The 25,307-nt window shown below is 40.8% G+C and carries 25 protein-coding genes; 14 read left to right on the top strand and 11 right to left on the bottom strand.

Features of this window, described 5'->3' with window-relative positions:
* Position 1: 1 nt before the first annotated feature.
* A complete protein-coding gene (locus CJ305_RS04610) occupies positions 2–685 on the top strand; it encodes a hypothetical protein (RefSeq protein ID WP_099645078.1) in 684 nt (227 codons plus the stop codon).
* On the opposite strand, the gene CJ305_RS04605 is transcribed toward CJ305_RS04610, so the two are convergent.
* The 3 genes from CJ305_RS04605 to CJ305_RS04595 form a co-directional block, all read right to left on the bottom strand.
* The gene (locus CJ305_RS04605; protein WP_189319385.1) at positions 682–1,836 is read right to left on the bottom strand and encodes an AEC family transporter; all 1,155 of its coding nucleotides are present in this window, start codon (positions 1,834–1,836) and stop codon (positions 682–684) included. The genes CJ305_RS04610 and CJ305_RS04605 overlap by 4 nt on opposite strands.
* Positions 1,837–1,838: 2 nt before the next feature.
* The gene (locus CJ305_RS04600) at positions 1,839–3,029 is read right to left on the bottom strand and encodes a pyridoxal phosphate-dependent aminotransferase (RefSeq protein WP_099645077.1); all 1,191 of its coding nucleotides are present in this window, start codon (positions 3,027–3,029) and stop codon (positions 1,839–1,841) included.
* A 142-nt stretch (positions 3,030–3,171) separates the two neighbouring features.
* Positions 3,172–3,636 (bottom strand): ferritin-like domain-containing protein, encoded by a 465-nt coding sequence (locus CJ305_RS04595; protein WP_099645076.1) that lies wholly within the window; start codon positions 3,634–3,636, stop codon positions 3,172–3,174.
* Between the two features lie 156 nt (positions 3,637–3,792).
* Here CJ305_RS04595 and CJ305_RS04590 point away from each other — a divergent pair, with 156 nt between their 5' ends.
* From CJ305_RS04590 to CJ305_RS04575, 4 genes are all read left to right on the top strand, one after another.
* A complete protein-coding gene (locus tag CJ305_RS04590) occupies positions 3,793–4,128 on the top strand; it encodes an ArsR/SmtB family transcription factor (RefSeq protein WP_099645075.1) in 336 nt (111 codons plus the stop codon).
* An 11-nt stretch (positions 4,129–4,139) separates the two neighbouring features.
* Positions 4,140–4,601 carry a DUF6428 family protein gene (locus CJ305_RS04585; protein WP_099645074.1) on the top strand — a complete coding sequence of 154 codons (462 nt, stop codon included), beginning with the start codon at positions 4,140–4,142 and terminating at the stop codon, positions 4,599–4,601.
* 22 nt (positions 4,602–4,623) lie between these two features.
* The gene (locus tag CJ305_RS04580) at positions 4,624–5,229 is read left to right on the top strand and encodes a low molecular weight phosphatase family protein (RefSeq protein ID WP_099645073.1); all 606 of its coding nucleotides are present in this window, start codon (positions 4,624–4,626) and stop codon (positions 5,227–5,229) included.
* Positions 5,230–5,337: 108 nt separating this feature from the next.
* Positions 5,338–6,609 carry an MFS transporter gene (locus CJ305_RS04575; RefSeq protein ID WP_099645072.1) on the top strand — a complete coding sequence of 424 codons (1,272 nt, stop codon included), beginning with the start codon at positions 5,338–5,340 and terminating at the stop codon, positions 6,607–6,609.
* Here CJ305_RS04575 and CJ305_RS04570 read toward each other — a convergent pair.
* The 3 genes from CJ305_RS04570 to CJ305_RS04560 are packed head-to-tail and all read right to left on the bottom strand — an operon-like array spanning position 6,606 to position 8,522.
* A complete protein-coding gene (locus CJ305_RS04570; protein ID WP_099645071.1) occupies positions 6,606–7,256 on the bottom strand; it encodes a hypothetical protein in 651 nt (216 codons plus the stop codon). The genes CJ305_RS04575 and CJ305_RS04570 overlap by 4 nt on opposite strands.
* On the bottom strand, positions 7,256–7,885 hold the full coding sequence (locus CJ305_RS04565) for a hypothetical protein (protein WP_099645070.1): 630 nt from the start codon (positions 7,883–7,885) through the stop codon (positions 7,256–7,258). The genes CJ305_RS04570 and CJ305_RS04565 overlap by 1 nt, the downstream gene beginning before the upstream one ends.
* 1 nt (position 7,886) lies before the next feature.
* Positions 7,887–8,522: a hypothetical protein gene (locus tag CJ305_RS04560; RefSeq protein WP_143469347.1), complete on the bottom strand. Its 636-nt coding sequence runs from the start codon at positions 8,520–8,522 to the stop codon at positions 7,887–7,889.
* Positions 8,523–8,812: 290 nt separating this feature from the next.
* On the opposite strand from CJ305_RS04560, the gene CJ305_RS04555 reads away from it, so the two are divergent.
* Positions 8,813–9,277: a cold-shock protein gene (locus CJ305_RS04555; protein ID WP_099645068.1), complete on the top strand. Its 465-nt coding sequence runs from the start codon at positions 8,813–8,815 to the stop codon at positions 9,275–9,277.
* 5 nt (positions 9,278–9,282) lie between these two features.
* On the opposite strand, the gene CJ305_RS04550 is transcribed toward CJ305_RS04555, so the two are convergent.
* Genes CJ305_RS04550 through epsC form a run of 3 tightly spaced genes read right to left on the bottom strand, consistent with a single transcriptional unit; the run spans position 9,283 to position 11,806 of the window.
* Positions 9,283–10,152 (bottom strand): DUF1853 family protein, encoded by an 870-nt coding sequence (locus CJ305_RS04550; protein WP_099645067.1) that lies wholly within the window; start codon positions 10,150–10,152, stop codon positions 9,283–9,285.
* The gene (cysM, locus tag CJ305_RS04545) at positions 10,109–10,993 is read right to left on the bottom strand and encodes a cysteine synthase CysM (protein ID WP_099645066.1); all 885 of its coding nucleotides are present in this window, start codon (positions 10,991–10,993) and stop codon (positions 10,109–10,111) included. Before cysM ends, CJ305_RS04550 begins: the two co-directional genes overlap by 44 nt.
* Before the next feature lie 21 nt (positions 10,994–11,014).
* Entirely contained in the window at positions 11,015–11,806 is a 792-nt protein-coding gene (gene epsC, locus CJ305_RS04540) for a serine O-acetyltransferase EpsC (protein WP_099645065.1), read from the bottom strand.
* Between the two features lie 317 nt (positions 11,807–12,123).
* Here epsC and CJ305_RS04535 point away from each other — a divergent pair, with 317 nt between their 5' ends.
* The 3 genes from CJ305_RS04535 to corA all read left to right on the top strand — a co-directional run bounded on the left by CJ305_RS04535 (position 12,124) and on the right by corA (position 14,796).
* Positions 12,124–12,909, top strand: coding sequence for a tRNA pseudouridine synthase A (locus CJ305_RS04535; RefSeq protein ID WP_099645064.1), 786 nt, complete (start codon positions 12,124–12,126; stop codon positions 12,907–12,909).
* 149 nt (positions 12,910–13,058) lie between these two features.
* A complete protein-coding gene (locus tag CJ305_RS04530) occupies positions 13,059–13,604 on the top strand; it encodes a type 1 glutamine amidotransferase domain-containing protein (RefSeq protein ID WP_099645063.1) in 546 nt (181 codons plus the stop codon).
* 76 nt (positions 13,605–13,680) lie between these two features.
* Positions 13,681–14,796, top strand: a complete 1,116-nt coding sequence (corA, locus tag CJ305_RS04525) for a magnesium/cobalt transporter CorA (RefSeq protein WP_099645062.1) — start codon at positions 13,681–13,683, stop codon at positions 14,794–14,796.
* On the opposite strand, the gene CJ305_RS04520 is transcribed toward corA, so the two are convergent.
* Positions 14,791–15,231 carry a hypothetical protein gene (locus CJ305_RS04520; RefSeq protein ID WP_099645456.1) on the bottom strand — a complete coding sequence of 147 codons (441 nt, stop codon included), beginning with the start codon at positions 15,229–15,231 and terminating at the stop codon, positions 14,791–14,793. The two genes, corA and CJ305_RS04520, sit on opposite strands and share 6 nt — an antisense overlap.
* 105 nt (positions 15,232–15,336) lie before the next feature.
* Here CJ305_RS04520 and CJ305_RS04515 point away from each other — a divergent pair, with 105 nt between their 5' ends.
* The 5 genes from CJ305_RS04515 (at position 15,337) to CJ305_RS04495 (ending at position 23,436) form a co-directional block, all read left to right on the top strand.
* Positions 15,337–16,014, top strand: a complete 678-nt coding sequence (locus CJ305_RS04515) for a DUF2461 domain-containing protein (RefSeq protein WP_099645061.1) — start codon at positions 15,337–15,339, stop codon at positions 16,012–16,014.
* Between the two features lie 209 nt (positions 16,015–16,223).
* Positions 16,224–18,080: a DNA topoisomerase IV subunit B gene (locus CJ305_RS04510; RefSeq protein ID WP_099645060.1), complete on the top strand. Its 1,857-nt coding sequence runs from the start codon at positions 16,224–16,226 to the stop codon at positions 18,078–18,080.
* Positions 18,081–18,115: 35 nt separating this feature from the next.
* Positions 18,116–20,758 carry a DNA gyrase/topoisomerase IV subunit A gene (locus CJ305_RS04505; RefSeq protein ID WP_099645059.1) on the top strand — a complete coding sequence of 881 codons (2,643 nt, stop codon included), beginning with the start codon at positions 18,116–18,118 and terminating at the stop codon, positions 20,756–20,758.
* A gap of 3 nt (positions 20,759–20,761) precedes the next feature.
* A complete protein-coding gene (mscL, locus tag CJ305_RS04500; protein ID WP_099645058.1) occupies positions 20,762–21,208 on the top strand; it encodes a large conductance mechanosensitive channel protein MscL in 447 nt (148 codons plus the stop codon).
* Positions 21,209–21,369: 161 nt separating this feature from the next.
* The gene (locus CJ305_RS04495; RefSeq protein ID WP_099645057.1) at positions 21,370–23,436 is read left to right on the top strand and encodes a hybrid sensor histidine kinase/response regulator; all 2,067 of its coding nucleotides are present in this window, start codon (positions 21,370–21,372) and stop codon (positions 23,434–23,436) included.
* Here CJ305_RS04495 and CJ305_RS04490 read toward each other — a convergent pair.
* Positions 23,433–25,289 carry a tetratricopeptide repeat protein gene (locus CJ305_RS04490; RefSeq protein ID WP_189319384.1) on the bottom strand — a complete coding sequence of 619 codons (1,857 nt, stop codon included), beginning with the start codon at positions 25,287–25,289 and terminating at the stop codon, positions 23,433–23,435. The two genes, CJ305_RS04495 and CJ305_RS04490, sit on opposite strands and share 4 nt — an antisense overlap.
* Positions 25,290–25,307: the final 18 nt, after the last annotated feature.

Below are 25,307 nucleotides of genomic sequence, written 5' to 3'. Positions count from 1 at the left end.
TATGAAAACACTTGACCAGGCCATCGCCGAAGTAGAAAAGCGTGATAAGCGAAGTAAAATCTTCTACATCATAGCAGGCATCATCATCGCGTTGCTACTTGCACTGACTTTTAGTTTGAATCATAAACTCTCAAGATCAAATGAACGCCTGGAGCGTACTAAAGACAGTCTGCAAATCATAGATAATCAGACCATAGGCTATGTATCTATGATTGATACTATTTACGATTCAATAGGTGATATGGAGCTAAACAATACCCGATTAACCCGTAGTCTCGATAAGATTGGTTTGTATTTTGACAGCATAGCACGATTGCGCCAATTGCCCTTAGATACCCTTTTAAAACTGGATAGCTGGAAAATTAAAGCGAATGAACTGGGGTTAAACTTCGAAAAAGATCGGGATTTTAGGGTTGTTTTTTTGTTTGATAAAAAAAATGCCTCACAAGAACTGAAACTCTTAAATGCTGTAGAAGAAGATACCTTAATACGCGCTAACCCCGTGTATCTGGATAAACGGAACCGAACACTTTATTACTACGACGACGGCTTAAAATCAAAAGCAGATAGTTTAGCAAACCGAATACGGGATGTTATTGACCTAAAAGTGGAGCGAGGAAGCGATAGCAATCTGGCTAAAGAACGCAGATCAAGTACGTTTGAGATTTACATCACAGGGGATTAATTCTCGTGAATTTGTCTAATTTGAATAGCAGGTTTTTTAGAAGCCGTAATTTCAATATCTGAGTTGCTGTATTTACGTTTGCGGTAGAAATAGCGCGCAATTGGGTAAGCAGAACCACTTAGAACAAGACTTAAAGCCAATACTAACAAACTTGATAAACTTGCAAATTGAGTTCCTGTTGCTAAAATTCCCAAAATAAGCAGCACCGAAAGCGGAAAGGAAATTGCTAAAATATTGATCGCATAATTTTGATTGAAGGTTTTTCGCAAATTATTCAGTTCCTTTTCCTGAGAAGCAACCGCCGCGATATGCGCAAAAGGCCAGAAACTACAGGCGCTTAGCCCGAAAGCTAAAAGTAACAGCCGGTCCTGTGCAATTGAAATGTTACCCAAATAACAGACAGCCAAAGCAAAAAGAATTACAATTCCGGCGCGTATTAAGAGAAGCGAAAGAATTTGCAAAAACTGATTGCGTTTCACACTTACCGAAAGCCCTATAAACAGCAATACCAGTGGCGTCATCAATAAACTGAGCTTTAACAATCCTTCCGAAAAGACAAAAGGCAACGTGTCCAATCTAAATCCTGCAAATAACAGGATTAAGGCCCCGGCAATAAAGAGATTTACCGGCTCGGTGACCATAGCGAGCATTAAGTTCTTCAGTTTACTGGAGTTTGAGGTTCCTTTTACTTCCTGAGTTTTATAATGCCAGCGCATCGCGATCAGATATAAAACCAAAAGGACAAAAACCTTATTTCCTAAATCTGCCATTGCCGCTTTGGCCAGATAGCTTTCGCCCAGATACTCGAGAATAAAAGGAAAACAGCTCAGTCCCGGCGCAAGAGAGGGTATGAGCAAATGGGCAGTCCGAAAATTTGCCGTGCCGCGTTTCAGTCCTGTAAAGCTTAGAATGGCAGGAGCAAGAGCAAAAAGTACAACATTAAGCGCCAAAGCCATGAATGGTAAAATCAGCAATGATAATTCTACATCTATACTTAGGAGCGCAATAAATATGGTAGCAGGAAGCGCAAGATTGAGAATGATCATCTTGATACCGGCCAACTCCTGTTTATTTTTAAGCTTTACTTTAAGCAGTAATCCCAACAGAATAAAAGCCAGAAATAAAATGGTTTTTTGCAGATTGTGATCCATACTTAAACCAGAATTTCATCTATTGCATCTGTAAAATGCTTCATTTCTTCCATGGTGCCCAGACTTACGCGACACCAGTTCTGATCCCAGAATTTAAAGGCTCTAACGACCACTTTACGCTCATAAATTTGCTCCAGGAAATCGTCACCTTCCATATCAATGGGGAAAATGATAAAGTTTGTCGTAGAGGGCATAGGAGTAATCCCCTTCTTGTCTAAAAACGCCATGGTGTAGCTTCGGGCTTCATCAAACCTGGTTTTACACATCTCCAGATATTCGGTATCATCCATACTCGCAGAGGCTGCGGCAATCGTGGGGCCGCTAATGCCCATTCCACCCCGGGTGATTTCATTTATGGCAGCAAGAGCGTCTCTATGCCCCAGCATATAGCCCATACGCAGGCCGGCCATCCCGTGAATTTTAGAAAAAGTACGCGTAACAAAAACGTTTTTACCTTCGGCAACCAGTGGAGCCATACTGCCTTCGAGTCCGCCCGGAGCCAACTCCAGATAGGCCTCGTCAACAAAAACAGGTACCCGCTCAGAAACGCGGGAGCAAAAGTCCTTGAGTTTTTCGGTATTGGTGATTGTGGCTGTAGGGTTATTAGGATTTGTGATATAAACGAGTTTGGTATCGACATTAATCGCAGTTTCCATAGCATCAAGGTCATGCTGATAATCTTCGGTAAGTTTTACCGCTTTCCAGCTACCGCCAGCGGCTTTAGCTACACTTACTAAAGACATATAACTGGGGTCTGCACTGATGACATTTCCTCCATCCTGAAATAGCACCAAAGCTGTCTTTTCAAGAAGGTCTGAAGAGCCGGGTCCCATCATAATCTGATCCGGACTCACCCCTTCAAAAACTGCAATTTTTTCGACCAAATCATTCAGGGTAGACCAGGAGTAATGATTACCATCCCAAACCGCTTTTTGGAATGCCTCAGCCGCCATTTTTGATGGGCCGTGGGGATTTTCATTCCAAACTAAACGTGCTTTTACCGTACTTAGGTCGGGAATTTTAGGAGGTGTAAATTCGTCAAAAACCGGATTCTGATACAAGAATTTTTGATTGTTGCGTCTTGCGGTTTCAACGGTATCTGCCCAAAGTGCAGTGGGTGCTACGGCAACTGCCCCGATTGAAAGGGCTAATTTCTTGATCCAGTCTCTTCTGGGAAGTTCTGAAGTGGTCATAAAAAAACGATTTGATTTCTTTAAATATATGAAAATCAAATCGTTATAATCATATGGACTTGCTAAAAAAGCGTCCGTTAAATTCTTAATCTGCTAATTATTTAGCTTTAATTTTGCGTATTTCAAAATCATTCTACCCTGATTATTGCAGTTTTGTAATGTCTTCCAGTTGCTGAAGATCTTCAATAGTTCTGTAAATCTTTGAAAGCTGATTGTTGATTACCGTACGTAAATGCTGCGGAAATTGAATGTCTTCAAGCACCTGTTCATATTCTTTGGCACTGGTTTCTTCACCACGCAGGCATTCTTCAAGAATGGCAGATTTGTCATTGAGGTTGAGTGCATCGCGTAAATCCATCCAGGTTCGGTGCAAACTACCCGCCAGGCTTCCATCAGACTCCGGTCTTTCGTTGATTAAATGCAACTCGTGATCCAGTTCGGTTGCAAAACCATTCCGCTTTGCGGCCTGTCTTTGCATAAAGCCGCGCAATGCCGCGTGATCAATATCCTGCATTGCCGTTATATAGCCTTTTTCAGCATCGTAATTCTTAATCAACAGGCGCTGCAGTCCTTCAGTGATTTTCTCGTGACTAGAAGTCGTTTCCATTTCGTAAATAAATGAATTTAATTAATGTAGTTCCGTAAAGTTAGGGCTCTTAAAGCTTATGCGCCTGTTGTTAAAAGGCTTTTAGCAAGAGGTTAACAATCTCAGCTAAAATTATTTGGTACAAATCAAATTAATCGTAATATTGCGATAAATATTATGGGAGCAACTAAAGAACAATTATTTACAGATCATCAGACCAGGCTTGCGGCTTATGCAAAAGCCCTTGCACACCCCGCGCGTATTGCCATTTTACAGCAACTTTCAAAATTAGACAGTTGTGTTTGCGGAGATTTGGTAACTGACATTGGTCTGGCTCAGGCCACCGTTTCTCAACATTTAAAGGAACTGAAGAAAGCCGGTTTAATTCAGGGCACTATTGAAGGTGTCCGCGTCTGTTACTGTATTAATCCCGAAGCCCTAACCCTTTTAAAAAAGGAATTGAATCTGTTATTTGATTCGCTGCAAAGTTGCGCATCGGACGAATGCTGCTAAAACGAAATACTATGAAACTATCTGAACTTAAAAAAATCACCTCCAAAGCCCATAAAATAGGTTTTGAATTGCCTGACGGAAAACTAGTGCCTGCGCACTTTCACGTAACCGAAGTAGGGCAGAGCACCAAGCGTTTTATTGATTGCGGCGGAACCTTACGCACTAAGGAAACTATCGTTATGCAATTGTGGAATGCTCAGGATTATAACCACCGTCTACATCCTGACAAATTGCTGAATATTTTAGAAATTTCTGAAAAAGCGCTCAACCTGGAAGATTTAGAAATTGAGGTTGAATACCAGGCAGAGACTATTGCTATTTATGGTCTTGACTATAATGGTAAGTATTTTAAGTTAACTGCTCTGGCCACCGATTGTTTAGCGAAAGATGCCTGCGGAGTGCCTCAGCGTCAGACTACACCGCTCATTAATGCGGCATCAGATCCCTGCATTCCCGGTAACGGTTGTTGTTAATCCACTTTTTGAAATACGAAGTATGTATACGGAACTAAAAGCCTTTATCGATTCCCTGAAAATAGAAACTATTACAGAATCGCGTAAAGAAGAACTTCAGGCTCTTATTAAGTATCTGAAATCTAAGAACGATTCAGCTTTACCTGCACAACTCAATTTTATTTGTACCCACAACTCCAGGCGCAGTCAGCTTTCTCAGATTTGGGCTCAGGCGATTGCTTTTTATTTTGGAGTGGAGGCGAAAACCTATTCCGGTGGAGTAGAGGTTACTGCTTTTAACAAAACCGCGGTAAATACCTTAATCAGGCAGGGTTTTAAGGCTGAAGATGATGGAAATGACAATCCCGTGTACCGTTTTAAATATGCTGAAAAGCAACCGGAGGTAAAAGCCTTCTCAAAATTATATGACCATCCAAATAATCCACAAGATAATTTTGCAGCGGTAATGACCTGTTCGCACGCTGATGAGAACTGTCCTTTTATTCCGGGGGCCGAAGCGCGCATTGCGGTGCGTTATGACGATCCCAAAATAGCAGATGGCACGCCGCAGGAGGAGGACGTTTATGCCTCACGTAGTAAAGAAATCGCCACCGAAATGAAATACATCTTTCAATCGGTAAAGAGTTGATACATTCCTTTCCGGAATAAATCTATATTCTGCTAATCTAATACCGTTTGAGCCTTTGAAAATCCTACATTTGTAGCGCATTAAACCTACTAGTTTCGGATTTTCATTATGGCAAAAAACGATCCCTATGCAGCCCTGAGATACAGGGAATTTAATATTTTTCTTTTGGTACGCTTTGCAATGGTTTTTGCCTGGTCTATGCAATTTGTAGTCATCGAGTGGGAAGTGTACAGCATAACCAAGAATCCCTTATCGCTAGGCATTATTGGCCTCATGGAGGTAATTCCGGCGGTTTCTCTGGCGCTTTTTGCAGGCCATATCGTTGATCAGCGGGAAAAGCGCAGTTTGCTTTTTAAATGCATTTTTGGATTTTCGGTGGTAAGTGTTGGTCTGTTTTTATTGACCTGGCCCATCGTCACCCAACACATAAGTACCTCACTAACCTTATATTGTATTTATGCCCTGGTATTTATAGGTGGTATCGTGAGGGCGTTTTTGGGGCCTACTATCTTTTCCCTGTTTGCTTTGATTGTTCCCAAAAAAATATACCCTAACGCAGCTACCTGGAGCAGCAGCGTATGGCAAATGGGTGCCGTTGTAGGTCCTGCTGTAGGTGGGTTCCTTATTCATTTAATAGGTGTTCACTGGTCTATGTGCGTGATTTTTGGGTTTTCCCTTTTTGCACTCATCGCCCTTACTCAAATTAAAAAGAAGCCCATTTTAAATCCCAAAATAGGGGAGCGTGTATGGGAGAGTTTAAAAGAAGGGATTGCGTTTGTGCGTAATAGTAAGGCGGTATTGGGCGCTTTAAGTCTCGATATGATTGCCGTGCTATTTGGCGGAGCAGTGGCTTTATTACCTATTTACGCGCAGGATATTTTAAAAGTTGGTCCACAGGGCTTTGGAATTTTACGCGCTGCACCGGCAGTAGGAGCCTTGATTACAATGTTTACTTCGGCATACTTTCCGCTTTATAAGGCTGCAGGGATGAAATTGCTGGCGGCGGTTTTCGGTTTTGGGGTTTGTATTATAGTTTTCGGACTTTCTACGATTTTCTGGCTTTCGGTTTTTGCCTTATTTATGAGTGGCGTTACCGATGGTGTTTCTATGATCATAAGACAAACCATTCTTCAGTTAAAAACGCCGGATTCTATGCGGGGCCGGGTAGCTTCGGTAAACTCTATGTTTGTGGGGAGTTCTAATGAACTTGGAGCTTTTGAAAGTGGCTTAACTGCCAAATTAATGGGTACTGTGACTGCCGTAGTTTTTGGTGGAAGTATGACGCTGATTACCGTAGTTGCAACGGGAATCCTTTCGCCCAAATTCCGAAAACTGGACCTGAGAAAGGATTTGGAAGAGCACGAGAATATTGAAAGTTAGAATCCGGGCGGCTTGCTTAATGTGCCTGATTCTATCTGATACATATTTATACCATAACTAGCAACTTCTTTAGCAATAAAGCGCTTTCGATAAATAATGAGATTCATATAAATATCGAGATTTGCGCTTGTATTAGCCCCTTCAAAATAGCCATCATTAACCACACATCTAATGAACCAGGTATTTGTTCCCGTATTCTTATAGGCATAAACCTGATAGCCTTCAACAACGGTATTCCCTTTATTACTTACAATGTGCGTACTCGTATTGTTAGATCCATTTTCCCGGAAGTAATAACCCTGCACGGAAACCGTATAATTCGCCGTACTCATTTTTGTGTCATAATCAGTAATACCGGCTTTTGGAGTGTTTCTAAAGACAAATTCTGCGTAGTTAATCGGCCCGTATTTACTCGCATTAATGTCATATTGCACGATAGACTGATCAGCTTTTTCAATAATGAGTTTTGAACCACGTATTACATCTGAATTACCGGGATTTTCCAGAAATAATTTTCCATCAATTTTTCCGGAGCCTACGACATCTAAAGTTGCCTGAGGCGTATCCGTATTGATTCCCACCTGGGCAGATACTGATATATTCAGTCCCAGAAACAACAACAGCAAGTATGTTTTTGTCTTTAACATCAGTATACGTCAGGGATTGATGAGGCTGTACCGGTATTACTACCGTTAAGATTTGTCGTAATGGTGGGCAGTTGTCTGTAAAAACTGGTATCATAAATGATAAATGTTACCTCATAGTTCACAGCGTTTGTTTGATTTGTTGTATTCAAGAAACGATTGCGTATTTCCAGGTGCCAGGTTCCCCCACTTTGAAAGGTACGAACCACAAATGCACCTATCGAGTCATCACTGTTATTAAGCATTACTTTATTAACAGGGTTACCTATGTATCTGAAGTCTGCGATGCCTACGATGTATTTTGAGGTCTCAAAGCTTAAATTCAAGTCAATGATATTGTCATACCTTAAATTATAGAAGTAGTATTTAAAAACATTGATAGGAGCGACGGTAAGCTCATCTACATCAAGTCTTGTTATTTCACCATTTATGGGTGTGGAATTGGTTTGTCTGGTAAGTAATTTAAAATCCTCATCCGTATTTGTAACTGAAGGAAGGACACCCAACTCGAGTTCTTCCTGTATAATCACATCACCGGCAACATGGAGATCAGCTTCCGGATTTACAGTACCTACACCAACCTGAGCAAAGCAGGGTGTAGTAAGCAGTATTAAAAGTAATAGTATTTTCATGTCAATCAACTATTGGGTTTGTAGCAGCACCAGTAGAAGAGTTGTTCATAGGGATTTCAATTCGTCCAAACTGTTTAGAAAGATCTTTAGAGTAAATTAAGCAGGTAATCGTCCAGGTACCCAGTTCAGATGGGTATCTGTTATTTGCTTCGGGGAAATCGGCTGTTATATGCCAGGTTCCATTTTTTATAAATGCAGAATAATAGGGTATTGAAGCATTTGAACCTATGTCTAATTCGCGGTCGTAAGAAGCTGAAATAGCATTAAGTACAAAATCGGTTGCGTTCACTTGCGTGTCAAAATCTAAAACCCAGTCTTCGTTCGGATTGTAAATTTCATAAACCTGTATATAGCCCAAGGCCGCACCCGTAGGATTGCTCACGTCAAGGGCTTTAATTTTATTGGTTTGTTCCTGTATTAAGAAAGTAGACGTCTCGTCATCTTCAAGATGTTCAATAACTGCTATCTCAAGTCCCGTAGTAATTCGGGTATCACCGGCCACTTCTAATTTAGCTCTGGGTTGAGTAGTTCCAATACCCACTCCCTCGGTCTGACAAAAAGCAGAACCGCCAAAAAGCATAAGAATTGCAAGTAATTTTGTGGTCAACCTGATTTGGGTGTTGGTTTTAAGTGCCAAATATACAAATTATCCAGTTAAAATGCATATAATCAGGATAAAATGCGCTTGTGTAAGAATAATTTTACATTAATTTAATATTTAGAGTAATCTCAAATCATCTCTGGTCTGAAACGCTCAATATCCATTGCAAATGCGTATCTTTACAATCGTCTCAGTCTAAGCTATCTGCTTAAGCCGTACTTGAAACGCCCGATATAAGAAAGCTTCTCCAATATTCTTCGTATCCCTCGTACAGTATACTTCTGATCTTGACCTGGGGCAAAGTATCTATTCACTTAAATTATTAAATGGGAAAATCACAACAAACCTATAGTAAAACAGAACGCGAGAAAAAACGCATTAAAAAAAGAGAAGAAAAACAAAAACGTAAAGAGGCCAGAAAGGCAAATTCTACCGGTGGAAATTTTGAAGATATGATCGCTTATGTTGATCATAATGGAAACCTTACCGATACTCCTCCAGATCCTTCTATGAAAGTAGAAGTAGATATTGAAGATATTCAAATCAGTGTTCCTAAAACTACTGAAGAAGACAAGATCGCTGCAGAAGAAGCCAAATTTAGAAAAGGTAAAGTATCGTTTTTTGATCACTCTAAGGGCTTTGGGTTTATTATTGATTCTGAAAATCAGGAGAAGTATTTTGTTCATGTAAGCGGAATTCTTGAAGGTGAGCTTAACGAAAATGATAACGTTTCATTTGAATTGGAACGCGGTCAGAAAGGAATGAACGCTGTACGCGTAAGCAAAATTTAGATTGTTTACCACCAGCTGGCAAAATGACGCTTAAACTGCTGCGTTTCTGCTGAATACATCCAAAACAAAACAGAGCGTTGTTCGTTAAGAGTAGCGCTTATTTTTTTGTAAAAAGTTTTAAAAGGCTCAAACATATCTGCGCTTTCAGGCTGTGCAACCCAGTCATTTTTAAATGGAATGTAGAAACAAAATTCCTGCCTGTTTAAATTATCAAGTTCCTGAAAAGAGAAGTAATTTCCTGAGATTGCATCAGTAAAAGGCTTATGCCCTAAAGAATCGTTGTAATTAACGGGTACAAAGATTTGTGCTTTAAAAAAAAGATTTTGCTCCAGTTCATCGGGGTTTAGGCCTAATTCTTTTAGATAGGGGTGTGCTTCCGGCTCGTGTAAAAGTGGAAATTGATGCCCCTGCATTTTCTCAAGTTTAAGCTTTAAATGATCTCTGCCATTTGGCCCCTGCAATTGATCAATCCAGTTTCCACCGAGTTCCGGTCTTAGGAAATAAAATTTATAGACCATTTCCAGATGAATAGGTTTGCCGCCGTCTTTAGACCGGATTATAAAATCAAATTCACCCAAAGTTCTCTTTTCGTGAATGATCTGCAGGTTTTTGGCCAGAACTTCGTATTCCAGCGCAAGAGCTACTTCCATAAATACTTCCATTCGTTGCCCTAAACGAATGGGATGCGGCATTTTGAAATCTTTTGGTAAAGCCTCTGGAAACCGGTTTAACCTGAATAGCCCATAAGGCAATTCAGTTTCTGCGAAGCTTAATTGCGCAGTTTCTATAAAGCCTTTGTATTGTCTTTGCAGACTGTTATGCGAATTGAGCTCAATCAAATAGGTCTGATGATAAATAGCGATCTCCGCGATCACAGATTATAGAAACCACAAGGCCCTCTTCGAGCTTTTGGCAAAGGCGCAGGGCTGCAACGGTAGCTCCGCCGCTACTCATTCCGCTAAAAATGCCTTCCTCTTCCGCTAATCTTTTTGCCATAACCCGTGCGTCAGCTTCACTTACTTCAAGAATCTGATCAACCTTTTTGGCGTCAAATATTTTTGGCAGATATTCCTGGGGCCATTTGCGTATTCCGGGAATGCTGGATTCATCTGTAGGTTGTACGCCCACAATCTGCACCTCTTTGCTTTGTTCCTTTAAGTAGGTAGAAGTTCCCATTATAGTCCCTGTAGTTCCCATAGAGGAAACAAAATGCGTGACCTTTCCTTCCGTATCTTTCCAGATTTCAGGTCCCGTAGTCTTGTAATGTGCTTTCCAGTTATCGGGATTGGCAAACTGATTAAACATAAAGTACCCCTCATTTTTAACTTTAGCTTCCGCAAAATCTCGAGCTCCTTCTATACCTACGTCTGCCGGAGTAAGAATAACGGTTGCACCGTAGGCCCGCATAGTTTGTACACGTTCTTTAGTAGCATTTTCGGGCATAACAATTTCAAGATCGAGGCCGTACATAGCCGCAATCATAGCCAGTGCGATCCCTGTGTTACCGCTGGTCGCTTCAATGAGTTTGGTTTCTTTGGAAATTTCGCCACGTTCTAGTGCGGCAGTGATCATATTATAGGCTGCGCGGTCTTTTACACTACCACCGGGATTTTGCCCTTCAAGCTTAAAGAGCAGTTTTACCTTAGGATTGGTATTTAAAACTTTCGATTCAACCAGTGGAGTATTACCGATTAAGCGTTCTATAGAAAAATTCATGAATGATTTTTTGAGGTAAATTTATTTTTCGAGCTCTCTGATGAGAATCTCGGGCTTATGTGAAACCAGGGAATAGGAGGGAACCGACTTGGTAAGCCATACGTTACCGCCTATAATGCTGTTTGAGCCAATGACGGTCTCACCGCCCAGAATGGTCGCATTAGCGTAGATGGTCACGTGATCTTCAATGGTAGGATGTCGTTTAACAGATTCCAGCTCTTTGGCAACACTTAAAGCACCAAGGGTTACACCCTGATAAAGTTTTACGTGGTTTTTAATCACAGCTGTTTCGCCAATTACAATACCCGTGGCGTGATCCATAAAAAAATGTTCTCCTATGGTCGCACCGGGATTGATGTCAACACCGGTCACGTGATGGGCATATTCGGTCATCAGACGCGGCACGATGGGAAATCCTTTTTTATAAAGCGCATTACTCAACCTGTAAATGGCAATGGCATAAAATCCCGGATAGGCGAGGTAAACCTCTTCAATACTTTCCGCAGCGGGATCGTTTTTATAGATAGCTTCAGCATCCAGATTGAGCATTCTTAAAATCTCAGGGAGTTCGGCTACATAATCGTCCCATACCTTACTGCATTTTTTATCAATCTCCCAGCACGCCAGTTCTACTAGTTCTTCGAAAAGCCTTTCAAGCCTATCAAGACCGGCATCCAGATCGGTAGGATAATTAAATAAGGTATTGAAAAGCTCTTTGGTGAAAAGTTGCGCGTCTTCCTTGAGTTTATAATTGAGTTTGGCGTTTTTTTTATGCGCCTTTATTTGCTGAATGATACTGAGTTTATTTACCATAAATGGTTCAAGCTTTATCGGGTGGTTGTGACCCGTCTTTACAGACTAAACGAATTTTATTGGCATCGCCTAAGAAAACGTTCAGGGTTCACCTCAAAATCGAAAATTTACGTTACCATACTACCTCTTGGGATTACCCCGAAGTAGTTTATTTGTCGGCTTTACTAACAGACATTTCAAATTTAGATAAATGTTGTTGTATAATTCCCCCTTTTAAAAAGGGAAATTACCCGAATTCAATAAAGCTTAGATTCTAAATCCTCTCTGATTTATGATTTAAACCAAGTGGCTTGGTAGAAGATTATTATTTTTGAAGCATGTTTAAAACGGAACACTACTACCTTTTAAAAATACAATACCTGGGCTTCCGGTATCACGGCTGGCAAAAGCAGCCCGATTTATTGACGGTAGAGCGCATGATGCAGCGTACCTTAAAATATGTACTCAACCACAACAACTTTAAATTTATCGCGGCAGGGCGCACCGATGCAAAAGTTTCGGTAAATGAAACCTATGTCGAATTGGTGCTGCGGGATGAAGCTTTGGATTTAGATACGTTTCTTCAGGTATTTAACGCGAACCTTCCGCAGGACGTGCGTTTGCTTGAAATCAAACAGGTTCAGGAGCAGACCAACATCATTCAGGCACCCAAGCTTAAAGAATACATCTATTTGTTTTCTTTTGGAACCAAAAATCACCCGTTCTGTGCACCTTTTATGATCAATTTCAGGGATGATTTAGATATCAAACTGATGCAGGAAGGTGCAGGTTTGATGGAAGGAGAACACGATTTCCGCAATTATGCCTATAAGGCGAATCCCGAGACTCAAACTACTATGACTGTTGAGAAAGCCGTAGTCGAAAACAATACCCTGTACTCGGCCAGTTTTTTTCCTGAAACGTCTTATGTCTTTAGAGTCGTAGGCGAGGGTTTTAAACGCCATCAGGTACGTTTAATGATGGGAGCTTTATTCGATCTGGGCTCTGGGGTACTTAGTATGGCTGATTTTAAGCGCAGTCTTGATGGATCTCAGGAATTTAAACTTACCCACATAGCGCAGGCTTCAGGACTTATTTTGCAAAGCGTGACACTTCAGGATTAAAGCTTGTGCTAAATTAACTTAAACCAGTCCTGATTTAACAAAGATTAACCCTATAGACACAGGGTTTAACCCGCTCTTAACCCTTATAAACAGGGCTTTACGCTATCTTTACATTAGTAATTAAGTATAACCAAAAAATACAACGAGATATGAAAAAGATAGCAATATTAGCCACTAACGGATTTGAAGAAAGCGAACTTAAATCCCCATTAGAGGCGATGAAAAAAGAAGGTTTTGAAGTACATATTATTAGTGAAGAAGCCGGAAAAATAAAAGGATGGGCAGATGGAAATTGGTCTAACTCCTATAATGTAGATAAAACCTTAGACAAAGTGTCTGCTAAAGATTATAATGCTTTGGTATTACCGGGCGGAGTAATCAATCCGGATAAATTAAGACGCAATGAAACCGCGCTGGTATTTGTACGTGATTTCTTTAAACAACATAAGCCCGTAGCAGCAATTTGCCACGGACCACAAACACTAATCAGTGCAGATGTTGTTAAAGGTAGAACAATGACTTCATTTCCTTCAATACGTAAAGACTTAGAAAATGCAGGAGCATTATGGGTTGATCAGGAAGTAGTTACTGATGAGGCATTAGTAACCAGCCGTAATCCAAACGACTTACCCGCATTTAACGCTAAATTAATCGAAGAGATTAAAGAAGGCAAGCACGAGTTGCAACACGCATAAGAAAATCATAATTAGATTTTGTAAAGTCCGTCTTTTGACGGACTTTTTCTATTTTTAAATCTGATAGATTCTAATAATGAACAAACATATAAAGATCAAGAAGCCTAAGCTTCCACGAATGCCGCGTATTCCCAAGATTAAGAGCGCACATAAAATGCTCAAGAATGATGTTCCGGGCACGCTTACCTACACCGGTAGTAAAGAGCAAAAGCACGTTTCGGTTGAACTCATTGAATATACACCACATGATTATAAAATTGAGCAGGGTAATGATATTTCGATAGCCTTTGACAAACAGAAACCCGGTGAAATTTCGTGGATAAATATTAACGGACTTGCACATACTGATCAGATTGAAAAATTAGGACAGCACTATGATCTTCATCCCCTTATTCTCGAGGATATTGTAGATACCAATCAGCGTCCTAAAATTGATGAATACCCTAACTACCTTTTCGTGGTTTTTAAGATGCTTTATTTCAACGAGGATGGAGCTTTTATGAATGAGCACATCAGTTTAGTTTTAGGAGAAAATTATCTGATAACCTTTCAGGAAGCAGACGGTGATGTTTTTGATTCCCTGCGTATGCGTATAGCAAATGCCAAAGGTCGCGTGCGCAATGCAGGTGCTGATTATTTGATGTTTGCTATTATGGATGCGGTGGTGGACCATTATTTTACGCTGATCGAGACGATGAGCGACCGTATTGAGACGCTTGAAGACATTCTGTTTTCAAACCAGGCAGAGCAGGATATCACGCAGGACATTCAGGATTTAAAACGCGAAGTATTGCGACTTAGAAAGGCGGTGTTTCCTTTTAGGGAAGTGGTAAACCGGCTTGAGAAAATTGACAGTCAGCTTATTGATGAGCGTACGGTTACGTATATCCGCGATTTATACGATCACGTAGTGCAGGTTTCTGATAGTATTGATATTTACCGCGAGATGACCTGGGGTCTGATGGATATGTATATGACAACCATCAGCAATCGTATGAACGAAGTCATGAAAGTATTGACCATCATTTCAAGTATATTCATACCGCTTACGTTTATGGCGGGGATCTACGGGATGAATTTTGAATACATTCCTGAACTGAACCTGCGTTACGGTTATTTCTATCTTTGGGGACTGATGTTTATCATTTTCTTTTTGCTGCTTTATTATTTCAAGCGGAAAAAATGGCTATGACGAACGCCTCAAATACCCTTTTGCGGCACACCTTCTACTGAAAATATACAGATAGACTGCTATTATAACTACAAACAAGGGTAGCAGCAATCCCTGAAGAATTCCATATACCTGTAGCGCGTTTGTTGCAAACAGCGAATACCCCATCTGTATTAACACGCCTACCAAAGAAATGAGAAATAGGGTAGTTGCAGCGCTGCGAAGTAAAACCAATAGAAAACTGCCTAAAAGACCGGTGATGGTAGCCACGGCAAAAACGCCTTTTAACCATTGCGGCGTTTGACGAATGAGTTCAGCCTGATCAGGAGGTAATTCTGCCAGCATAGCGCTACTCATAAATGACTGGCTTGTAAAGGCTATAAAACCCATTAAATTCCAGAAAATAGCTAGAGATGTGATAATCCAAAAACTGCGGGGCGGTCGTGTAGCACTCATAATTAGGTTATCTTTGGTTGGCATCTAAAATACTAATTTCAATTTTAAATGATCAATTGTGTACTTCGCATTGGTTAATAAAACATCTTAAACGCATCGATTTCTATGTCTCAACACGAGTTTCAGGCTTATTTTGAATTTTTAAAAGAATTAAGGGAGAACAATAATCGCGATTGGTTTGACGCCCACAAAGGCGAATTTAAAAAGCACGAACAGGGGTTTAAAAAGTTCTGTAAGAATACGCGCGACCAGATGCAGCAATTTGATGTAATTGAGCGCGAAAAAGTATTTCGCATTTATCGTGATGTGCGTTTCAGCAAAAACAAGCAGCCCTACAAAACCAATCGCAGTGTTATATTCTACCGGGAAGGAGTGATGCGCAGAGGAAGTTATTATTTTCAAATAGCGCCGGGTAAAAGTTTTGTTGGAGGTGGATTTTTTGCTCCCGAATCTGGCGATTTATTGCGAATTCGTAAAGAATTTGAAGTTGACGCTCAGCCCATACGCGACATCCTTTCTCAAAAGGAATTTAAAAAAGCATTTGGAGGCTTTATGCAGGATGATGTGGTTAAAACCGCACCAAAGGGTTTTAGCAAGGAAGATCCTAATATTGATCTGATACGCAACAAGAAATTTGCAGTGAAGCACGATTTTACAGATGCTGAAGTGCTTCAGCCCGATTTTCAGGAGAACTTACTGAGCCATTTCAAGTTAATGCTTCCGTTTTTTAATTATATGACCGAAGTTTTAACCACTGATCTCAACGGCGAACCTATAATCTGATTTTCAATTTATAAGAAATCATTTTTCAATTCTTGAAAACTTTGTTAATTACTTTGATTTTTTCGGCTTTAAAAACCGTCGTTGAAGTCCTATATTAGCAATCATCCCGCTCCTCGATAATCGAGACTAAACCGGTTGAGGTTTACCTCACCACGTTTAACTTAATGCATTTTTAACGCCTTACAACCGGCTTTTAAGGCAATACACGTATGTCAGAAGAAACTAAATACACCGAAGATAATATCAGATCCCTTGACTGGAAGGAACATATTCGTATGCGTCCCGGTATGTACATCGGTAAACTGGGTGACGGTTCCAGTGCAGATGACGGGATTTACATTCTACTCAAAGAAGTGCTTGACAACTCGATTGACGAGTTTGTTATGGGCGCGGGTAAGACCATCGAAGTCAGTATTCAGGGCACCCGGGTAATTATTCGCGATTACGGTCGTGGGATTCCATTGGGTAAAGTGGTTGATGTGGTTTCTAAGATGAATACCGGTGGTAAATACGATTCAAGGGCCTTCAAAAAATCGGTAGGTCTTAATGGGGTTGGTACCAAAGCGGTAAACGCGCTTTCGGAGTATTTTAGGGTTGAATCTACACGGGATGGCAAATCGGCAGCTGCTGAGTTTGAACGTGGAAACCTCAAAGACGAGGAATTTTTAGAGGAAACCTCGCGCAGAAAAGGGACCAAGGTAACCTTTGTACCCGATGAGACGATTTTTAAGAATTACAAGTTCCGGAATGAGTATGTAGCACGTATGCTTAAAAACTACGTGTATCTCAATCCCGGACTTACCATCGTTTTTAACGGTGAAAAGTTTTATTCGGAAAACGGCCTTAAAGACTTGTTGGGTGACCGTATTGCGGAAAATGACGTACTGTACCCCATAATTCACTTACGCGGTGACGATATTGAGGTGGCGATGACCCACAGCCGCACGCAATATTCCGAAGAATACCACTCGTTTGTAAATGGACAAAACACGACGCAGGGTGGAACGCACTTGGCTGCTTTTCGCGAAGCGGTAGTAAAAACCATACGCGAATTCTTCAATAAAAACTACGATGCTTCAGATATTCGAAAATCTATTGTTTCGGCTATAAGCATCAAGGTGATGGAGCCTGTTTTTGAATCGCAAACCAAAACCAAACTGGGCTCAACCGATATGGGCGGTGACCTTCCGACGGTACGTACCTATATCAACGATTTTCTAAAGACTAAGCTTGATAATTACCTGCATAAAAACCCCGAAACGGCTGATAAAATTCAGCGTAAGATATTACAGGCAGAGCGGGAGCGTACTGAACTGAGCGGAATACGCAAACTGGCCAAAGAGCGCGCTAAAAAAGCGAGTCTGCACAATAAAAAGCTACGCGATTGCCGAATTCATTTGACCGACAGTAAGAAAGAGCGCAATCTGGAGAGCACGCTTTTTATTACCGAGGGAGATTCGGCTTCAGGGTCAATCACCAAGTCGCGTGATGTGAACACGCAGGCGGTATTTAGCTTACGCGGAAAGCCGCTCAACTCATACAACATGACCAAGAAAATCGTGTATGAGAATGAAGAATTTAATCTGTTACAATCGGCTCTCAACATTGAAGAATCGATGGAGGACCTGCGGTACAACAATATTGTGATTGCTACCGATGCCGATGTTGACGGGATGCACATTCGTTTACTGTTGATCACCTTTTTCCTGCAGTTTTTCCCCGAATTGATTAAAGAAGGACACCTGTATATTTTGGAAACACCTTTATTCCGGGTTCGTAATAAGAAAAAAACCATTTACTGCTATAGCGAGCAGGAGCGCAGGGATGCTATTGAAGAACTCAGCGGCAAACCGGAAATCACCCGATTTAAAGGGCTTGGTGAGATTTCGCCAGATGAATTTAAACACTTTATTGGCGACAGCATACGCCTGGCGCCTATTATGCTTGATGAAGCGATGTCTATTGAAGAGATTTTAGCTTTTTATATGGGCAAAAACACCCCGGACCGTCAAAAGTTTATCATCAATAACCTGAAAGTAGAACTCGATCCGGTTTTAGAGAATTAAATGTGAACCCCCAATAATCTGCCAGTCAGATCACTATGAGCGAAGAAAATTACGAAGATCCTAATTTAGACCCATCTGAAGAGCTTAATTCAGGAGAGACCATCACCCGTGTGACCGGGATGTTTAAAGACTGGTTTCTCGATTATGCCTCGTATGTAATTCTGGAGCGCGCTGTTCCCGCCATTGAAGACGGTTTTAAACCGGTTCAGCGGCGTATTATGCATTCCATGAAAGATCTGGATGACGGGCGTTACAACAAGGTTGCCAATATTGTAGGGCATACCATGCAGTACCACCCGCACGGAGACGCCAGTATCGCTGACGCGATGGTACAAATGGGGCAGAAAGATCTGCTCATTGACACGCAGGGCAACTGGGGGAATACCCTTACCGGCGATAGCGCAGCGGCTTCGAGATATATTGAAGCACGCCTTTCGAAATTTGCACTCGAAGTACTTTTTAGTCCGAAAATTACCGACTGGCAGGCTTCGTATGATGGTCGTCGCAAAGAACCTATAAATCTTCCGGTAAAATTCCCCTTGCTGTTGGCTCAGGGAGCCGAAGGTATTGCGGTAGGTTTAAGTACCAAGGTTTTACCCCACAATTTCATCGAACTCATCGATGGTTCCATAAAGCATTTACAGGGCAAGAAATTCAAACTATTACCCGATTTTCCATCTGCCGGGGAAGCTGATTTCAGCGATTACAAAGATGGAAAACGCGGTGGTCGCGTTCGTGTTCGGGCTAAAATCAATCAGTTAGACAAGAATACTTTAGTCATTACCGAAATACCGTTTAGTACCACAACCACTTCGTTGATAGACAGTATTTTAAAAGCAAATGATAAAGGAAAGATTAAAATAAAAAAGATTGAGGATAATACCTCTTCAGAGGTTGAAATCCTGATTCATCTGCCACCCGGTCTTTCTCCCGACAAGACTATAGGTGCCTTATTTGCATTTACCAATTGTGAAGTTTCCATATCGCCACTGGGTTGTGTTATTGAAGATAACAAACCCTTATTTGTTGGCGTAAGCGAGATGCTTCGAATTTCAACAGAACGTACCAAAGATCTGTTGCGTCAGGAATTGGAGATTCAGCTTGAAGAACTGGAGAATCAATGGCATTATGCTTCTTTGGAGCGTATTTTTATTGAGAACCGAATTTACCGGGATATTGAAGAAGAAGAAACCTGGGAAGGAGTGCTTAAAGCCATTGATGAAGGTTTAAAACCACACATCGCGCATTTAAAGCGACCGGTTATTGAAGAAGATCTCGTGCGTCTTACCGAAATACGTATCAAGCGTATTTCAAAATTCGATATTGATAAAGCGCAGCAAAAGATTGAAGCTTTAGAAGATCAGATTGCTCAGGTGAAGCATCATTTAGCCAACCTTACCGAGTTTGCTATTGACTACTTTAAGCGTCTTAAAAAGGAATACGGAGCAGGGCGTGAGCGTAAAACCGAGATCAAACTCTTTGACGATATTGAAGCTTCTAAAGTGGTTATACGCAACACAAAACTTTACGTAAATCGTAAGGAAGGCTTTGTGGGGACTGCGCTTAAAAAAGATGAATACGTCACCGATTGTGCAGACATTGACGACATTATTGTTTTTACCAAAGAAGGTAAAATGATGGTGACAAAGGTAGATAGCAAAACCTTTATAGGTAAGGATATCATTCACGTTGCGGTTTATAAGAAAAAAGACAAGCGCACCATCTATAATATGATTTATAGAGACGGCAAAGGCGGTGCGACCTATGTAAAACGCTTTAACGTGACGAGTACAACCCGGGACCGGGAGTACGATATGACCAAAGGAAAAAAAGGTTCACACGTCTGGTATTTTTCAGCAAACCCAAATGGGGAAGCTGAAGTCGTATCGGTTTATTTACGATCTATAGGTAATGTCAAGAAGCTCAAATTTGATCTGGACTTTTCAGAAGTGCTTATCAAAGGACGTAATGCAAATGGTAATATTGTAACCAAACATGCTGTGCGTACTATTGAGCTTAAAGAAAAAGGCGTATCAACCTTAAAGCCACGTAAAATTTGGTTTGATGATGCTGTGCAACGCCTTAACGTTGATGGCAGAGGAGAGTTGCTGGGCGAGTTTAAAGGGGAAGATCGCCTGTTAATCATTACTCAGGATGGCGTCGCAAAAACCATTATACCGGAGCTTACTACCCGTTTTGATGACAAGATCATTGTTTTGGAAAAGTGGATTCCGGAAAAACCAATCTCTGCAATTTACTGGGACGGAAACCGGGAGCGTTATTACGTTAAGCGCTTTTTAATTGAAAACCCGGAAAAAGAGGAGACTTTTGTTTCTGAGCATAAAGACACCCAGCTTGAGATCGTTTCTACAGATTACAGACCTGTTGTTGAAATGGTTTTTTATAAAGAGCGTGGAAAAGATCAGAAACCGAATGAAACCGTTGATGTTGAAGATTTTATAGCCGTTAAGGGAATTACCGCTTTAGGTAATCAATTCTACACCGAAAAATTGAAACAAATCAATCTTCTTGAACCTTTGCCTTACGAGGAAGAGCAGGAGGAAGACGATGAAGAGGTTGAGACATCAGATGCTGCAGACGATCATGCTGATGAAACTACAGATGCGCCAAATTCTGATTCTCCTAAAGGTGATGGCACACAGGGATCACTATTTTAAACTATGGGATTAATTCAGGAATTTAAAAAGTTTGCCGTAAAAGGCAATATGGTCGACATCGCCATTGGGGTGATTATTGGTGCGGCATTTCAAAAGGTGATTGACGTACTGGTTAAGCAGGTTATGATGCCTCCGTTAACCATGCTCACTGACGGCGTTAATTTTGAGAATAAGCAAATTCTTTTACGAGAGGCCTACACCAAGGCAGACGGCAGTTCCGTTGAGGCAGTAGCAATAGGTTATGGTGAGCTTATAAGTGTTTTTATTGATTTCTTTATTATTTCAATCGTCGTGTTTATTGTAGTGAAATTGATGAATTCCCTGAAAGATAAGAGTGAAGATGAAAAGAATCCCGAGGTTGAAACGCCAAAAGACATTCAACTAATGGCACGTATGAATGAATTGCTCGAAGAGCAAAATCAATTACTCAGAGAAAAAAGGCAGAACTAAAGCTCTTTTTCATTCAAATCACGTTCTGAAACGTGTAAAAGAGTTCATTTTTACTTGGATTTTTCTTGGAATTGCGCATTTAATCGATAAATGGCGCAACAGCTTGCTAAAATGCGTTAAAATTCAATATTTTAGCAGTACCAACCTCTGGAGTAACTTTTATGACTACACCCAAACTATCAATGAAATCGTACTGGATTGCGGGTGTTTTCTTCCTTGTACCTCTCTTAATCTGTCTTACGCTTTACAGTTATTTCCAAAAGCAGCTACCCCAAAGACTTTCTGATCAGATTCAACTTAGCGGCAGTCTGGCTGCGCAGGATTTTAAGCGAACGGTAGAGAAAAACGTTGCAGCACTAAGGGATATTACCGAGCGCATAGAGGAAACTGAAGGTTTGTATTTCGAATATTGGAAGGAAGATGCTGGCCGTTTGCTTGAACAAAACGCTTCATTAGAGTTTGTCGAGTTTATAAATCGCGATGGTATAATTGAAGAAGTGGTACCATTCGAGGAAAATAGAACCGTACAGGGTCTTGATATTAAGAAATTAGATTGGCGTTACGGGGACTGGCAGCGAACCGCTGAAGCTGATGATGTCAATATAACGCATTGGACGAGTCTCACTCAGGGAGGCTTTTCGTTTCTCATAGATGTACCGGTTTATTACAACGGGAGCTTTCAGGGTACCATCACCGGTGGAATGAATTTTAAGGAAGAATTCAACAGGCTGAGTTCATATCTTAATGATTATGCCATTAAAATAGAGGATGAAGAGGGAACCCGCTTTTACGATTACAACAATTACGATCTTGCTCAAAAAGAAGAGCAGTATATCTTTGAAAGCAATCTGGTACTCGATGCTGATCTTGATGAATCCTGGAATTTTGAACTTACCTTCGCAGATCCTGACATCGTGGTGCAATCTTCACGAATTGCCGATTATGCCTTAATTTGCGGAATCTTTTTAGCTTTAGCAATAGGACTGCTTCAGTTTTTTAATAGTAAAGCACGTCACGCTACTAAAATAGCGCTTCAGGCCAATAAGAATCTGCTTATTCTCAATCAGGAGCTGCAGCAGCAAACCGAAATCGCCCAAACTGCCGCTCAGGCAAAAGCTACTTTCCTTTCTAATATGAGTCACGAGATACGCACACCGCTTAACGCCATTGTGGGTATTGCAGATCTTATGGAAAGTGATCCTGAAAAAACGGAAGATCCCAGATACAAAGCTCTTTTACGGGATAATTCTAAAAAACTTTTGGGGCTTATCAACGATCTCCTGCGGATGGATAAGCTGGAATCCGGAGCTGCAGAAGTATATAGTGTAGAGTTTTCCCCGGTATCTGTCATTGCAAATATCACTTCCTTTCATCGAAAACGAATTGAAGAAAAAGGCCTTGAATTTCACGTGGATATTCAAACCAAATCCAAGAATTTTATAAATGGAGACCGCAGCAAGTTTGAGCAGATCGTGGGTAACATTCTCTTGAACGCCATAAAATTCACGCAAAGCGGAAGTATTAGTCTTTGTTATAAAGAGCAGGAAGAGGACAAAAAGCTATTTACCACGATCAGTATAAAAGACACCGGGATAGGTATCCCCAAAGATAAGTTGAGTACTATTTTTGATCGTTTTACCCAGCTTGATGCCGGTATACGTAAGAAACATGCGGGTGGCGGGCTAGGTCTGGCTATAGCGGCAAGGCTGGTAAACCTTATGGGAGGAAATATTGAAGTTGAAAGCGATGAAGGTAAAGGTTCAGAATTTATAATTCATCTGGATTTTAATGATTTACACAAGAAAGAAGAAATTAAACTCAATAGCAAGCTTGTAGAAGATTTACCTCCTTTAGAGGTGTTAATCGTAGATGATAATAAACTTAATGTCATCATTCTTACCGAATTACTAAAAAGGCTTGGCCTGAGTTCTGAAAGCGCTAAAAATGGTCTAGAAGCTGTAAATAAATGCAATTCCAAAACCTTCGATCTTATTTTTATGGACGTGCATATGCCCGAAATGGACGGTTTTGAAGCTACGCGTAAAATTAAGGAAGAACAATCTGATGTAGTTGTTCTGGGACTTTCGGCTGATACAACTTCTCTTTCCATCGCTGAAGGATTGGAAAGCGGTATGGATAATTACCTGACTAAGCCTATTGATAAAGGTAGATTGATCGCCATTTTAAAAGAAAAGTTTAAAAAGCCACCTACACGCACAGCCATTTAACTTAAAGGTAAATCTAAACGAACCTGAGTCCCGGTGGCTTGCTGATTCGCGTCATACAAATCAATGATCTCCAACCTGTAATTATGGTCTAAATTCTTTGAAAAGGCCTGTAAGCGCTCCAAAGTAAGATCAATTCCTATAGATTTTTTTTGAGTGTTACGTTTATCTTTCGGCAAGTTCATAGTTCTTGCTCGACCTATACCATTATCGGTAATGGTAATGTTTACAAATTTTTCATTCGTTTTATGGACCTCGATCTTAAGTTTTTTAAGACCTTCTTTAGCCTGCAATCCATGCCAAAGCGCATTTTCTACAAAGGGTTGTAAGATAAGAGCAGGGATTTTAACCTGATCGAGATTTAGTGAATCATCAATATCGAGCTGGGTTTCAATTTCATTACAAAACCTGATGTTTTCAATATTGATATACAGCTGCATCGTTTCAAGCTCTTCCTGAAGCGTATTTTCTTTGGCCAGCGAACTGGACAAAATAGACCGTATGAGTTGCGCAAACTGCCCCAGATAATTTATGGCTTCCTCCACATTATGGTTCTGCAAATAGATGCGTATAGAGAGAAGGGCATTAAAAATAAAATGCGGATTCATCTGAGATCGCATCAATTTTTGTTCAGCCTTGAGCTGTTCTCTCTGGTTTTTGAGGCGGTACTGGCGGTATCCAAAAAATAAAAGCAGAAGAATCAGAGAAAATAAAACGATTATAAAAATATTGTTTTTTTTTGCCTGATTAAGTTTTACCTCGGCCAGTTTGTTTTTTTGTTCCAGGAGACTGATCGTATTTCGCTTTTGCTCGCTGTCGTATTTGAGATTGAGGTCAGACACATATTTATGATTGGCTTCATTCAAATATTCAGCCTGTACATCCTGTGACAATCGCTGGTATTCAAGTGCCTTTTTATAGCTGGACTGTGCTTCATTCAGCTGCGACAAATGCATATAGGCCATACTTAGAAACTGCTTAAAGTTTTTCTCCTTTGACAGTTGCATACCTTCCTGCAAATAGTTTTCGGCTTCCATATAATTTTGAAGCTTACTGTGAGCCCACCCCAGGTTGATGTTAGCCAGAGCTATATAAAACTGATCTCCTATCTGATTTACCTTATCCATCGATTTCTCAATAAGTTCAAGAGCTTCCCGGGGTTTGTTTTGCTTTAAATAAACCTGAGCAATACTGTTGTTACAAATAACACGTCCCAGATCACTGTTTATTTTATTGTTGTAATCCAGAGACCTGCGGTAGTTTACTAGGGCTTCTTCGTATTGCTCGCGCTCCTCGTATGCAATACCCAAATTGGCAAAATTGATCGCCAACCCCAGGTCACTTCCTAATTCCTGTTCTCTAATGATGGCACGTTTGAAATAGCTTTCGGCCATACCATAATCGCGGAGAAGGAGGTAAATATTCCCTATGCTGTTTAAAGAAATAGCAATCCCCTTGAGCAGGTTGTTTGAAGGATTCAGCTGACTTTCGGCAAGCTCTAAAGCGGCATTGTGTTTATCAAGCGCAGATCGTACGGCATCAATACGGCGATAGACGACACCGGTCATATTAAGTGCGGAAACTTCAAGCTCTATATCATCAAGCTGGCGGGCTATTTCTAAAGCATTATCGTGATGAAAAAGTGCCTCCCTGTATTTTGAAATATCCCGGTATAAAATACCCAGGGTATTTTCTGCTGAAGCCTCACCATAACGATAGTCAGCCTCTTGAGCGTTTTTGATAAATGCCTGGAGCGCTAACGAATCTCTCGAAAATGCCCGAAGGTATTTTTGAACAGAATCGTACTGCGTGAATTTGTTCTGAATGAGATAAGCCGCGGGCTCTGCAGCCGGCACTTTTTGCTGTGCCCACAG

It is taken from the genome of Leeuwenhoekiella nanhaiensis (genome assembly GCF_002744755.1).
GTDB classification, from domain to species: Bacteria; Bacteroidota; Bacteroidia; order Flavobacteriales; family Flavobacteriaceae; genus Leeuwenhoekiella; species Leeuwenhoekiella nanhaiensis.
The sequence above is the reverse complement of the archived record's forward strand: the minus strand, read 5'-3'. Positions and strand labels throughout refer to the sequence as shown.

Excerpts from the sequence above, each read along its gene's own strand:
- CJ305_RS04575 (WP_099645072.1), top strand. The coding sequence starts at position 5,338 with ATGGCAAAAAACGATCCCTATGCAGCCCTGAGATACAGGGAATTTAAT.
- CJ305_RS04590 (WP_099645075.1), top strand. The coding sequence starts at position 3,793 with ATGGGAGCAACTAAAGAACAATTATTTACAGATCATCAGACCAGGCTT.
- CJ305_RS04605 (WP_189319385.1), bottom strand. The coding sequence starts at position 1,836 with ATGGATCACAATCTGCAAAAAACCATTTTATTTCTGGCTTTTATTCTG.
- CJ305_RS04610 (WP_099645078.1), top strand. The coding sequence starts at position 2 with ATGAAAACACTTGACCAGGCCATCGCCGAAGTAGAAAAGCGTGATAAG.
- cysM (WP_099645066.1), bottom strand. The coding sequence starts at position 10,993 with ATGAATTTTTCTATAGAACGCTTAATCGGTAATACTCCACTGGTTGAA.
- CJ305_RS04595 (WP_099645076.1), bottom strand. The coding sequence starts at position 3,636 with ATGGAAACGACTTCTAGTCACGAGAAAATCACTGAAGGACTGCAGCGC.
- CJ305_RS04585 (WP_099645074.1), top strand. The coding sequence starts at position 4,140 with ATGAAACTATCTGAACTTAAAAAAATCACCTCCAAAGCCCATAAAATA.
- CJ305_RS04535 (WP_099645064.1), top strand. The coding sequence starts at position 12,124 with ATGTTTAAAACGGAACACTACTACCTTTTAAAAATACAATACCTGGGC.
- CJ305_RS04565 (WP_099645070.1), bottom strand. The coding sequence starts at position 7,885 with ATGAAAATACTATTACTTTTAATACTGCTTACTACACCCTGCTTTGCT.
- CJ305_RS04520 (WP_099645456.1), bottom strand. The coding sequence starts at position 15,231 with ATGAGTGCTACACGACCGCCCCGCAGTTTTTGGATTATCACATCTCTA.
- epsC (WP_099645065.1), bottom strand. The coding sequence starts at position 11,806 with ATGGTAAATAAACTCAGTATCATTCAGCAAATAAAGGCGCATAAAAAA.
- CJ305_RS04530 (WP_099645063.1), top strand. The coding sequence starts at position 13,059 with ATGAAAAAGATAGCAATATTAGCCACTAACGGATTTGAAGAAAGCGAA.
- mscL (WP_099645058.1), top strand. The coding sequence starts at position 20,762 with ATGGGATTAATTCAGGAATTTAAAAAGTTTGCCGTAAAAGGCAATATG.
- CJ305_RS04555 (WP_099645068.1), top strand. The coding sequence starts at position 8,813 with ATGGGAAAATCACAACAAACCTATAGTAAAACAGAACGCGAGAAAAAA.
- CJ305_RS04570 (WP_099645071.1), bottom strand. The coding sequence starts at position 7,256 with ATGTTAAAGACAAAAACATACTTGCTGTTGTTGTTTCTGGGACTGAAT.
- CJ305_RS04510 (WP_099645060.1), top strand. The coding sequence starts at position 16,224 with ATGTCAGAAGAAACTAAATACACCGAAGATAATATCAGATCCCTTGAC.
- corA (WP_099645062.1), top strand. The coding sequence starts at position 13,681 with ATGAACAAACATATAAAGATCAAGAAGCCTAAGCTTCCACGAATGCCG.
- CJ305_RS04600 (WP_099645077.1), bottom strand. The coding sequence starts at position 3,029 with ATGACCACTTCAGAACTTCCCAGAAGAGACTGGATCAAGAAATTAGCC.
- CJ305_RS04505 (WP_099645059.1), top strand. The coding sequence starts at position 18,116 with ATGAGCGAAGAAAATTACGAAGATCCTAATTTAGACCCATCTGAAGAG.
- CJ305_RS04515 (WP_099645061.1), top strand. The coding sequence starts at position 15,337 with ATGTCTCAACACGAGTTTCAGGCTTATTTTGAATTTTTAAAAGAATTA.
- CJ305_RS04580 (WP_099645073.1), top strand. The coding sequence starts at position 4,624 with ATGTATACGGAACTAAAAGCCTTTATCGATTCCCTGAAAATAGAAACT.
- CJ305_RS04495 (WP_099645057.1), top strand. The coding sequence starts at position 21,370 with ATGACTACACCCAAACTATCAATGAAATCGTACTGGATTGCGGGTGTT.